6 protein-coding genes and 2 pseudogenes are annotated in these 12337 nt (G+C 43.4%); 6 read left to right on the top strand and 2 right to left on the bottom strand.

Features of this window, described 5'->3' with window-relative positions; all coding sequences use genetic code 11:
• Positions 1 to 62 precede the first annotated feature (62 nt).
• Together ACE1CI_RS15400 and ACE1CI_RS15395 are read left to right on the top strand one after the other, a co-directional pair.
• Positions 63 to 2150, top strand: coding sequence for a serine/threonine phosphatase (locus ACE1CI_RS15400; RefSeq protein WP_413266722.1), 2088 nt, complete (start codon positions 63 to 65; stop codon positions 2148 to 2150).
• A gap of 61 nt (positions 2151 to 2211) precedes the next feature.
• Positions 2212 to 3585 carry a protein kinase domain-containing protein gene (locus ACE1CI_RS15395; protein WP_459564127.1) on the top strand — a complete coding sequence of 458 codons (1374 nt, stop codon included), beginning with the start codon at positions 2212 to 2214 and terminating at the stop codon, positions 3583 to 3585.
• A gap of 259 nt (positions 3586 to 3844) precedes the next feature.
• Here the strand turns inward: ACE1CI_RS15395 and ACE1CI_RS15390 are convergent, their stop codons facing one another.
• Positions 3845 to 4063 (bottom strand): DUF4327 family protein, encoded by a 219-nt coding sequence (locus ACE1CI_RS15390; protein ID WP_413266720.1) that lies wholly within the window; start codon positions 4061 to 4063, stop codon positions 3845 to 3847.
• 354 nt (positions 4064 to 4417) lie between these two features.
• Positions 4418 to 6054, bottom strand: a pseudogene (gene cimA, locus ACE1CI_RS15385) (citramalate synthase).
• A 249-nt stretch (positions 6055 to 6303) separates the two neighbouring features.
• Between cimA and ACE1CI_RS15380 the strand changes: the two are divergent.
• From ACE1CI_RS15380 to ACE1CI_RS15365, 4 genes and pseudogenes are all read left to right on the top strand, one after another.
• Entirely contained in the window at positions 6304 to 6642 is a 339-nt protein-coding gene (locus ACE1CI_RS15380; RefSeq protein ID WP_413266718.1) for a 2Fe-2S iron-sulfur cluster-binding protein, read from the top strand.
• 319 nt (positions 6643 to 6961) lie between these two features.
• Positions 6962 to 9033: pseudogene (gene thiO, locus ACE1CI_RS15375) on the top strand (glycine oxidase ThiO).
• 245 nt (positions 9034 to 9278) lie between these two features.
• A complete protein-coding gene (gene psb34 / locus ACE1CI_RS15370) occupies positions 9279 to 9458 on the top strand; it encodes a photosystem II assembly protein Psb34 (RefSeq protein WP_413265507.1) in 180 nt (59 codons plus the stop codon).
• A 192-nt stretch (positions 9459 to 9650) separates the two neighbouring features.
• Positions 9651 to 12311, top strand: coding sequence for a DEAD/DEAH box helicase (locus ACE1CI_RS15365; RefSeq protein WP_413265508.1), 2661 nt, complete (start codon positions 9651 to 9653; stop codon positions 12309 to 12311).
• Positions 12312 to 12337 lie beyond the last annotated feature (26 nt).

Genomic DNA, 12337 nt, shown 5'->3' with positions numbered 1-12337 from the left:
CTTTAGCCCCACTAACCCTGAGATCTTTTTCTATCCATCCTCGAAATTGAGGAAATCCTCAAATGCTTTACTGTCCACAATGTCAATTTGAAAACCCAATCACCAATAAATTTTGCCAGCAATGTGGGACTTCCCTCACCCACAAAGCTTGTTCCGAATGTGGCGCACAAGTTAGTTACAGCGCCCAAGAATGCCCCAAATGTGGCGCATTTACCGGAACAGTTTGGCAAGCAATCATTTCACCTCGCAGTGTGACTCAGATTCAGGAACAAGGCAAAACAGCCAATCCTGAATTGATAGCAGCTGCTTCATCAGAGAAACTTGACTTAGAACAGCCTAATATACTTACTGAAACTGAACCAATTAAAATTGAAATTCAAGTCAGCTGGGAAGAAGAACTGGCAGACCATTCACCAGAGAACACAAAGCCAAAATCAATATCTGAATCATTAGAACAGGTATATTTAGACCAGCAGCAACGCTACTTACTCTCTTGTCCACTACCGTCAGAAATGAGTGAAGAAGTGAAGGTGCAAGTGTTAGATTGTCAACCTTTGCAAGCTACACCTATAGAAGTTTTCATACGCTCCCAAAGTCAGGGACTAGAAATAGGCAAAGAACCCGACAGTAACAGTATCATCAACTTTTGGGAAACTGTGCCGGAAATTGCTCAAGCTTATCTGGAACTGAAAGAAGAGTTTGATCCTGTAGTACCCAATATCCACGATGCTTGGATAGAGGACGATCGCGAAATCGTCCTGATTGAAGATCGATCGCATTGGCCGACTTTAGTAGAACTGTGGAGAGACAATCAAATTCCCGACATTCATTCCTTACAAATATTGCACGAAATGTCATCCCTGTGGATAGCTACCGAAAGAAGGCATTGTCGGCAAAGTTTATTAGAACTAAGCAACTTACGAGTAGATGAAGACCAATCATTAGGAATTCTGCGCTTATACAAAGAATCACCAGAGAACAATCTGAAATTGTCAAATTTAGGCCGGGTTTGGGAAAATTTATATTGTCAGGCTGGGCGCACATTGTTAGGTCCGATCGGAGTATTAATTAATGACCTGAAGCTAGAAACCATTTCGACAATTGAAGAATTGCGATCGCGTTTGCAAGAAATCGCCGATGAACTGCAAAACGTATCAGTTCCATCTATCCCAACACCACTAGAGGCGATCCCATTTAAAAACAATCCAACCATTTCCCCACCCTCAGTACCCGCCTTATATAAAGAACAGATCAATCCTTACTCCCCGCACCATGAGAGTAACGATGATATGCCCACAGTAGTTTTACCCATGCAGCTGCTAAGTTTAGAAGACGCAGGTCGTACCGACGTAGGTCGTCAAAGACGGCATAACGAAGATTACTTCGGAGTCCAAACTAAACTTACCAAAATTGAAAATCCGATGGGGCGCAACATGGAAGCCCGTGGTTTGTACATCCTCTGCGATGGCATGGGCGGACACGCCGGAGGGGAAGTTGCTAGCGCCTTAGCCGTGAAAACTCTCTTTGAATACTTTCAAGAACACTGGAACGAAGAACTACCAGACGAAGACTGTATTCGTCAAGGTGTCCTGAAAGCCAACCAAGTCATCTACGATATTAATCAACAAGATGCCCGTTCCGGTAGTGGACGCATGGGTACTACCTTAGTTATGGTTTTAATTCAAGAAACTCAAGTCGCCGTTGCCCATGTGGGAGACTCCCGCTTATACCGCCTCAGCCGCAGACAAGGTATCGAACAAGTTACCATCGATCACGAAGTCGGACAACGGGAAATTAAACGGGGAGTAGAACGGGAAATAGCCTATTCTCGTCCCGACGCTTACCAACTTACCCAAGCATTAGGGCCACGCAATGAACATTTTGTCGATCCCGATATTGAATTCTTTGAGTTAAATGAGGATACTCTGATCTTGTTATGCTCCGATGGTCTTTCGGATAACGACTTGATCGAAAGCCATTGGCAAACGCACCTCCAACCATACCTGAGTTCGCGGAGCAATTTAGAACAAAGTGTCAATGATTTAATTGAACTGGCTAACCAGTACAATGGGCATGACAACATTACAGCGATCTTGATTCGGGCGAAAGTTCGACCAGATTTAGATCAAGCTAGAGTAAGCAATAATTAATTGCGATCGTCGAGGGTTTGTTATTCACTCCCGCTTTAAATGAGCAATGACATCTCCTGGTGTGGTCACACTGACCCTCTTACATCCTAAAAATTCGGCTCCCCTGGAAAAGTGGCGATTTGAAAAAGAGTTCATCATTCGCATCGGTCGCTCTCCAGAGAACAATGTCGTGTTGAGTGATAGCCGAGTTTCCCGTCACCATCTAGAATTGCGGATGGTGGAAATTTCTGCATCCAAAATTGGCAACAGTTTAATCTCTACAGCTTGGCGGTTGATTAACTTGGGTACCAACGGCACCTTTTTAGATGGCATTTTAGTCTCCCAAGCTTGGCTGAGAAATGGTTCATTAATTCAGTTAGCTCAAGGAGGGCCAAAACTCAAGTTCCAATTTCAAACTACCACCGCCCAACCTTTGATTGTTACACCCCCAAAAGGGGATAGGGGTTGGGGTGTAGGGGGTAGGGAAGAAAAGAATTTCCCACACCCCACACCCCACACCCCAACCCCTAATTCAGTTAGTTGCTCTCATGCGGGAAATTCCCCAAACAACATATTTTGTATCCACTGCGGTCAACCATTGCGTGTCGAACGTAAGATCCGCCAATATCAGGTGTTACAGATTTTGGGACAGGGGGGAATGGGTACCACTTATTTAGCTTGGGTACCCCAAATCCCTGGAAAAAAAGCAGCGGGCTTCAGCCGTGAGCTTCAGCCGAACGGTGGTGGGTTGTTGGTGCTTAAAGAAATGAATGCGGACATGGCAGAAATCGCCAAAGCCCAAGAACTGTTTGAAAGAGAAGCCAGGACTCTGAAAAACTTGAATCATCCCGGAATTCCCCAATTTTACGAGTTTTTTGTGGAAGCGGGGAAAAAGTATTTGGCAATGGAATTAATTCATGGTCAAGACTTGGAAAAGCGAGTTTACAATAATGGGCCAGTTTTACCTAGTCAAGCGATCGACTGGATGATTCAAACCTGTAAAGTGTTAGATTACATCCACGAACAAGACCCACCACTGATTCACCGCGACATAAAACCAGCTAATTTGATGGTGCGATCGCGTAGCGTGGACTCCGCCCAATCGCGAGACAATCAAATAGTAGTCCTCGACTTCGGCGCAGTCAAAGAAATTGGCACACCCTTGGGGACGCGCATTGGTGCAGAAGGTTTCAGCGCCCCGGAACAAGACCGAGGTCAACCCGTCACTCAATCTGACATTTACGCCGTAGGTGCTACCCTAATTTTTCTGCTCACTGGCGAAAGTCCCCGCAAGTATTATCAACAGCAGGGTCGGATTTACTATTTTTCCTTGGAAAATGTGCCGACGATTACTCCGCGATTGCGGCAGGTGATTGAAAAAGCCACCCAACCGCAACTCAGAGACAGATATCAGACTGCTCAGGAACTGGCGATCGCCCTTTCCGGTTGTATCTAAAGAAATTTTGGCTGTTCAAGTGAAAAACTAATCTTATTTTTGCCAAAAGTTTTACTTATATCAACTGCATCCCAGGACAAGACTATTACCCAAGTAGTGTCTGATTGGATAGATACGCTTCGAGTCGATAAAAACTTGTCCAATGTGGCGAAGTTTGATGAGCAATGAGCAGGATTTTGGCTATTTAGTCAAGCTCTCTAAAATTGGCTTGAGATCGATCGCCCTTGTCAATCATCTCTAGCCAATCACAGAACCGATATTATTCGTCGTCCCAAGCTTCCACTTCCAGCAAATCCTGGACTGGATCTTGCATTGTAAAGCCAAAATCCAGCAACTCTTTTTTCCAAAAAGCCCATTCATCACCATAAAGTAGGGCTATTTTCCAAATACTATCAGTAGGCTTGATCAAGTTAGATGCTATGAGAGATCCTACTTGACGTTGCAACTTCACCATTGGGTGAATAACTTGCTGAGTCATACACTCCATTAAAATTGATTTATTTTAGGAAAGATTCTGAACCAGAATCGCTTACCCTTTTTCTTGCTGTACCTGTGCATTTAGTCTTGTGCAATCGGGAAGCGATCTTCTAGAAATTTAGCTTAGCACAGTCAAGTGCTACTAGTCCATTTTAGCTTAAATTTATCTGTAAGTTCACAACTTAGGCAAAGCTTCTATTTGTAGAGTGCCTTACCCGATCGCCCAGCCATTATCCCCCTACATTTAGCGTTTCTACATAAGTGCTAAATTTTAATGATTAGAACTACTTATGAAAGCTGGGCTGAACGATCGAACTTAACCCAAAAATTCATCTCATTCAACCCAAAAGCTCAACTAAGAAGGAGTCAACGCCGCTTTTGCCGAAGAATGCAGCGTCAAACCGTACTCCAAACCTTCCACCACAGCTTGATAGGAAGCCTCCAAAATATTTGTCGAAACTCCCACCGTCGTCCAGCGTTGCAAACCATTACTAGACTCAACCAACACGCGAGTTTTCGCAGCAGTTCCCGTATTCCCATCCAGAATTCTCACCTTGTAATCAGTTAACTCAAAATCAGCGATTACCGGATAAAAATTGGTTAAAGCTTTCCGTAAAGCTGCATCTAACGCCGCCACAGGCCCACTACCTTCCGCAGCCTCTAAAATATCCTTACCATTCACCGACACCTTAATCGTCGCCAAAGCATAAGGAACACAAATCGAATCAGAATCGCAGGGAACAATATCACAATGAACTTGAAAACCTTTGAGTTCGTAAAACTTCTGGCGTTGTCCCAAAACTCCCGCATCAGCAACTCAAAACTAGCCTCAGCCGCCTCAAACTGATACCCTTGATTTTCCAGCACCTTCAACCGTTCCAAAATTTGCCGACAAGCTGGATCTTTTTTATCCAACTCAATCCCAAAAGTCCGGGCTTTAGCCAACACATTACTTAACCCCGCCTGGTCAGAAATCACAATCCGTCGTCGATTTCCCACCTCTTCTGGTTGAATATGCTCATAAGTGATCGGATTTCTTTCCACCGCACTCACATGAATCCCGCCTTTGTGTGCAAAAGCTGACAAACCGACAAAAGGCGCGTGTTCATCAGGTGCTAAATTCGCCAATTCACTCACAAAACGGCTAACTTGAGTCAATTGTCCCAGACTTTCCCCAGGAATACACTCATAACCCAACTTCAACTGTAAATTGGGGATCAAAGAACAAAGATTCGCATTACCACAGCGTTCCCCATAACCATTCATCGTACCCTGCACCATTCTCACCCCAGCCAACACCCCAGCCAAAGCATTAGCAACTGCGGTATCAGAATCATTGTGAGTGTGAATGCCCATTTGGGGAAAATCGCCTTTAAGTTCCGGTAAAGCCTCCACCACTTGCCCAATAATGGCGCTAATTTCAGATGGAAGCGTCCCGCCATTAGTGTCACAGAAAACTAGCCATTCCGCACCAGCATCAATAGCCGTTTTCAAAGTCTGCAAAGCGTATTTGGGATTATGCTTATAGCCATCAAACCAATGTTCGGCATCGTAAATTACTCGCCTTCCTTGGCTGCGGAGATATTCGATCGTATCTCGAATCATCGCCAAATTTTCTTCTAAACTAGTCTTCAGACTCTCTGTAACGTGCAAATCCCACGATTTACCGAAAATTGTCACCCAGCGAGTACCAGCCGCCAAAATCGCTTGTAGCAGCGAATCCTGGGCAGCAGTTGTTCCCGGTCGCCTTGTGGAGCAAAAAGCTGTCACTTCCGCTTTTGTCAGGGGTTGTTCCTGAAGTTTCCAGAAAAATTGTACATCCTTGGGATTAGCACCAGGCCATCCCCCTTCGATAAACGGAACTCCCAACTCATCTAGCTGATGAGCAATTCGCAATTTATCTTCTAAAGACAAACAAAGTCCTTCGCGTTGAGCGCCATCTCGCAGGGTAGTATCGTAAATCCAAATCTGATTTGAAGTATTAGGGCTCATGGATTAAAGAATGAAATGAGAAATATGAGGTTGATGAATTGAAACAAGGTTAAGGGAAAAGAATTTTCCAGAACTTTTACCCCTTCACCTTTGCCCTTTTCCCAGAATTAGAGCAACAAGTTTCCATCAGGGGTAAATTCTTACCTAACAATTAGGCTACATCTGTATTTATGGAAAAGGGTAAGCTCGATCGTGCCCTGTCATGTAAAGAAGTGCAAAAATATTCATAAAGTGTTCAGGGTAATCTCTATGCCAAAAGTAACTGCCCAAGGAAAGACATTTGAATGCGCTCCTGGCGCAAATTTGCGGAAAGTTTTACTGGAAAATGGCATTCCTCTGTACAATGGTCAAGCTGCCATGATGAACTGTCGTGGCATCGGCACTTGTGGCACTTGCGCCGTTAAGGTAGAAGGGGAAGTATCAGAAGCCAGCTGGCGAGAAAAAGCCCGCCTTGGACTTCCTCCTCATTCTCCTAGTAAAAACTTGCGTTTGGCTTGTCAAACTAAAGTTTTAGGAGATGTCCAAGTAACCAAGTTTGACGGTATGTGGGGACAGGCGGATAAAACTGTTTGGACTCCACAAGGATAGTTTGGGGACTCTTGACTCTTGACTCTTGACTCTTGACTCTTGACAAGGGGACTAGGGGACTAGGGGACTAGGGGACTAGGGGACTAGGGGACTAGGGGACTAGGGGACTAGGGGACTAGGGGACTAGGGGACTAGGGGACTAGGGGACAAGAAAACTTAAAACTCTCTCACTCCCCAAACTCTCCCTAACTTAAAACTCTCTCACTCCCCAAACTCTCCCTAAGTCAAAACTGAATAACTCTCTCAAACGAAGCTAAGAACTTTCTCCCTGCGCCCTTGCACCCCTGCACCGAAAGCCCTTTACATTTTATAGGTGAGTATGAATAAAGTAAGTGATGTTCTAATTATTGGTGGGGGAATTGTTGGTCTTGCTTTGGCAATTGAACTAAAATTGCGAAGCGTGAAAGTAACTGTTTTATCTAGGGATTTTCAGGAAGCAGCAACTCACGCGGCGGCGGGAATGTTAGCACCACAAGCGGAAAAAATTCCTCCTAGTCCAATGTTAGATTTGTGTTTACAAAGTCGGGCAATTTATCCCGATTGGATTGGTAAATTAGAAGAAATTACAGGTTTAGAAACTGGTTATTGGTCTTGTGGAATTTTGGCTCCAGTTTATCATGCAGGGGAGAATTTACTAACTAATCAATTTTGGTTAAATCAATCAGAAATTCAGCAGCATCAACCCGGTTTGAGTTCAGAAGTTGTGGGTGGCTGGTGGTATCCTGATGATGGGCAAGTGGATAATCGCGCTTTGGCTCATTGTTTATGGATGGCGGCTCAACAGTTAGGAATTGAGGTTTTAGAAGGGGTTGCTGTTACAGATTTTGTTCGGGAAAGTCAGCGAATTAAATATGTAAAAACTACGGGGGGTGAGTGGCAAGCTGAACGCTATGTTTTAGCTACTGGCGCTTGGTCACAGGATTTATTGCCGATCGCAGTTTACCCCAAAAAAGGGCAAATGTTATCAGTGCGCTCTCTTTCTTCTCCTCAACCATTAAAGCAAGTTTTATTCGGTGATGAAACTTACATTGTGCCGCGAAAAGATGGCAGAATAGTAATTGGTGCTACTAGTGAAAATGTTGGGTTCACTCCTGATAACACTGCCGCAGGTATTCAACAATTACTCAACGGAGCGACTCGACTTTATCCACCATTAAAAAACTTGCCGATTTTAGAATTTTGGTGGGGATTTCGTCCAGCAACACCTGATGAATTACCAATTTTGGGAACTAGTGCCTACGAAAATTTGACTTTGGCAACGGGGCATTATCGTAATGGCATTCTTTTGGCTCCTATTACTGCTTTATTAATTGCTGACTTGCTGGAAAAACAAAATGCTAATCCGCTTTTGAGTCATTTTCACTATTCTAGATTTACCGAAAATTAACTTTACATAAGTTAGGAAAAAGTGGGAAAATGTAAACTAAATTCAAATATTTTTCAGAGAAAATCCAGCATAACTGCAAAATTAAATTAAGCTTTAATATGCTAATTTAATGCTAGTTGGCTCAAGTCTTTTGCACAATATTTTTAGTAATTCTGTATCTAGCAATGCAAATTTTAGATAAATCTACCATTGATTTGACGGAAGCGATCGCAGCAGATCAACCCCTAACCATCGCCGGAAAAACCTTCAAATCTCGCCTGATGACTGGAACAGGTAAATATCGTAGCATCCCGGAAATGCAGCAAAGTGTAATAGCTAGCGGCTGCGAAATTGTTACCGTCGCCGTCAGACGAGTTCAAACTAACGCCCCCGGACATGAAGGACTAGCAGAAGCCTTGGATTGGTCTAAAATTTGGATGTTGCCCAATACCGCAGGCTGTCAAACCGCTGAAGATGCGATTCGGGTAGCTCGGTTAGGGCGAGAAATGGCGAAACTTTTGGGACAAGAAGACAATAACTTTGTCAAATTAGAAGTTATCCCCGATCCCAAGTATCTTTTACCCGATCCCATTGGCACATTACAAGCAGCAGAGAAGTTAGTTAAAGAAGGCTTTGCCGTTCTACCTTATATTAATGCTGACCCATTGTTAGCTAAACACCTGGAAGAAGCGGGCTGTGCTACCGTAATGCCCTTGGGTTCTCCCATTGGTTCCGGTCAGGGGATCAAAAATGCCGCTAATATTCAGATAATTATTGACAATACGAAAATTCCTGTAGTCGTAGATGCGGGAATTGGTACACCCAGCGAAGCCGCCTCTGCAATGGAAATGGGCGCAGATGCCTTGTTAATTAATACTGCCATCGCCCAAGCCCAAAACTCAGCAGCTATGGCAAAAGCCATGAATTTAGCAACCACAGCCGGAAGACTAGCGTACTTAGCTGGGCGCATCCCCGTCAAATCATACGCCATTGCTAGTTCTCCCCTCACGGGTACTATCAGCTAGGGCAAGAGGCAGAGGGGACTCTTGGGACTCTTGGGACAAGGAGACGGGGGGGAAATAATTTAACTAACTATCTCTTCAACTCTCCCTACCTCCCCTAACCGAACCCACCTCCCCTAACCGAACCCACTCAAAACTTTCCCAGTCCCCAGTCCCAAACAGAGAACATTAAGAAAATTTGCGAGAAAGATTAACAAATCTGCAAACTTTTGTTACAATAAGTAATAAGTTTAATAAAGGATTATTTTATGCCCTACACAACCGAAGAAGGCGGACGTTTAAACAATTTTGCAGTTGAGCCCAAAGTTTACCAAGCAACACCTCCTACCAAAACAGAACAGCGTAACTACATAATTATGGGTGCGTTAGCGGTAGTGCTGGTAAGTGCTTTGATTTTCGTTGCCTTCTCGGTTTCGAGTGTAAGCTAAGATTCCAGTTGCAAAATTAATTACCAAAAAGTAATCATGAGAATGACCAGGTATCTTACTTGATGGGTAAGATACCTGGTTTAACCGTTTGAGATTAAAGTAAAAATCAGGTACGATCGATCAGAAAGAGGATTTTGATTGAATCGGAGATTAGTTAATTAAATCTACATTATAAAATTTGGATTTTAGTGTGTGACTTCTTCCCCTACTTCAGCAGCGCTCAATTTAGAATCAATTTTCCCATTTAAACTGGATAAATTCCAGTTAGATGCGATCGCATCTCTAAATGCAGGTCGTTCCGTTGTTGTGTGTGCCCCCACAGGTTCCGGGAAAACATTAATTGGGGAATATGCCATTCATCGCGCCCTCAACGGTAACGGTCGAGTATTTTACACCACACCATTAAAAGCCCTTTCCAATCAAAAGTGGCGTGACTTTGGGCAACAATTTGGTAGTCAAAATGTCGGGTTACTGACGGGTGATACTTCAATTAACCGGGATGCGCCTATTTTAGTGATGACTACGGAAATTTTCCGTAATATGCTTTACGGTACTCCCATTGGTGAAGTTGGGACATCTTTAGTGGGTGTGGAAGCAGTAGTGTTGGATGAATGTCATTATATGAACGATCGCCAACGCGGTACAGTTTGGGAAGAATCGATCATTTACTGCCCAAAAGAAATTCAACTAGTAGCACTTTCTGCCACCGTCGCTAACTCGCAACAATTAACAGACTGGATAAGTCAAGTTCATGGGCCTACAGACTTAATTTACTCTGACTTTCGCCCCATACCTTTAGAATTTTACTTCGGAAATCCCAAAGGTGTATTTCCCTTACTCAGTCCAGAAAATAACAAAATTAACCCTCGCCTCAAACCCAAAGGCGGACAACAAACCAGCGGTAAACGTCCAGAAACTCCCAGTTTACCCTTTATTTTGAATCAATTGCGCCAGCGGGAAATGCTACCTGCAATTTACTTTATCTTTAGTCGTCGGGGTTGTGACCAAGCAGTAGCCGAAGTTGCCGAATTGACATTAGTTAATGAAACAGAACAAGAACTATTAAAAACTAGAATTGATGAATTTTTAGCCCGTTATCCCGAAGCAGCAAGAGTTGGGCAAGTTGAACCTTTGTATCGGGGAATTGCTGCTCACCATGCGGGAATTTTACCAACTTGGAAAGGCTTTGTCGAAGAACTATTTCAAGAAGGTTTAATTAAAGTGGTATTTGCCACCGAAACTTTAGCAGCTGGAATTAATATGCCAGCTAGAACCACTGTAATTTCCACTCTTTCCAAACGTACCGACAGAGGACATAGATTACTTACCGCTTCCGAATTTCTACAAATGGCAGGAAGGGCAGGTAGGCGGGGAATGGATAAAAGAGGCTATGTTGTAACATTACAAACACCATTTGAAGGGGCGAAAGAAGCAGCTTATTTAGCAACATCAAAAGCCGATCCTTTGGTAAGTCAATTTACCCCTAGTTACGGCATGGTTTTGAACTTGCTGCAAACTCACACTTTGGAAGAAGCAAAAGAATTAATCGAACGCAGCTTTGGACAGTATTTAGCAACATTACATTTAGAACCGAATCGGAAAGCAATTCAAAAGTTGCAAAAAGAAGCTGACCAACTGCAAAATTTAATGCAGCAAGTAAATCCTGATTTAATCGGTAACTATGAAAAGTTACAACAAAGACTGAAGGCAGAAAGACAATTATTAAAAACTTTACAGCAACAATCTGCTGATATTTTATCTAGTGATATTGCTGCCGCTTTACCCTTTGCTGTTGCCGGAACTGTTCTTAGTCTTAAAGGTAAGCACGTTCCTGTTTCTACACCTGTTCCAGCAGTTTTAGTTAATAAAAAACCAGGCCCCGGACAAACTCCCTATTTAATTTGTTTGGGCAAAGATAACCGTTGGTATGTGGTAAGTGTTCATGATGTAGTGGGTTTTCATGCTGAATTGCCCCGTTTATCTAAGGTAGATAATTTATCTGGGCCACCACCAGAAATGCAGATAAAATTTGGTAGTGTGCGAACAGGTACAGAAGAAACTGCCGAAATTGCTAGTTCAATTCCTTTTCCATCACCACCAGAAGAAGCGCCAGAAGTAGCGGCGCAAAATCAACGAGTTAAGGCGGTAGAAGCGCAATTAGAAAATCATCCGATTCTCCAATGGGGGAATCCAGGGACATTAATTAAACGTTATCGGCGTTTGATTACGCTGCAAACTGAAATTAACTTATTACAAGAAAAACTGGATCAAGAATCGCAACGTCATTGGGATGAATTTTTAGAATTAATTGTGATTTTACAAAGCTTTGGTTGCTTGGATGAATTAACTCCGACTGCGTTAGGACAAGCAGCGGCAGCGATTCGGGGAGATAATGAATTATGGTTGGGATTGGCTTTAATGTCGAACCAATTGGATGATTTAGGCCCGCATCATTTAGCAGCAGCAGCAGCGGCTTTGGTGACAGAAACACCCCGCCCGGATTCGGAAAGTAGGTATATTGCTTCTGAGGAAGTTCAGGAAGCTTTGAGTCAATTACGGGGAATTAGAAGGCAACTTTTCCAAGTGCAAAGGCGGCATAATGTGGCTTTACCTGTTTGGTTGGAAGATGAATTAATTGGGTTAGTGGAACAATGGGCTTTGGGAGTAGATTGGGTGCATTTATGTGAAAATACAAGTTTAGATGAAGGAGATGTGGTGCGGATGTTACGCCGAACTCTTGATTTTCTCTCTCAAATACCTCATGTGCCAAATTTGCCGGATTCTATTAAGCGAAATGCTAATCGCGCCTTGCAATTAATGGATAGGTTTCCTGTTAATGAAATTGTGGGTTAATGGTCATTGGTCATTGGTCATTGGTC

The organism is Floridaenema flaviceps BLCC-F50 (genome assembly GCF_041929275.2).
GTDB classification, from domain to species: Bacteria; Cyanobacteriota; Cyanobacteriia; order Cyanobacteriales; family Aerosakkonemataceae; genus Floridanema; species Floridanema flaviceps.
This window is presented reverse-complemented; position numbering and strand designations above follow the sequence as displayed.

What these genes read in the sequence shown, in the direction of transcription:
- ACE1CI_RS15380 (WP_413266718.1), top strand. Translation starts at nt 6,304, where the DNA reads ATGCCAAAAGTAACTGCCCAAGGAAAGACATTTGAATGCGCTCCTGGC.
- ACE1CI_RS15390 (WP_413266720.1), bottom strand. Translation starts at nt 4,063, where the DNA reads ATGACTCAGCAAGTTATTCACCCAATGGTGAAGTTGCAACGTCAAGTA.
- psb34 (WP_413265507.1), top strand. Translation starts at nt 9,279, where the DNA reads ATGCCCTACACAACCGAAGAAGGCGGACGTTTAAACAATTTTGCAGTT.
- ACE1CI_RS15400 (WP_413266722.1), top strand. Translation starts at nt 63, where the DNA reads ATGCTTTACTGTCCACAATGTCAATTTGAAAACCCAATCACCAATAAA.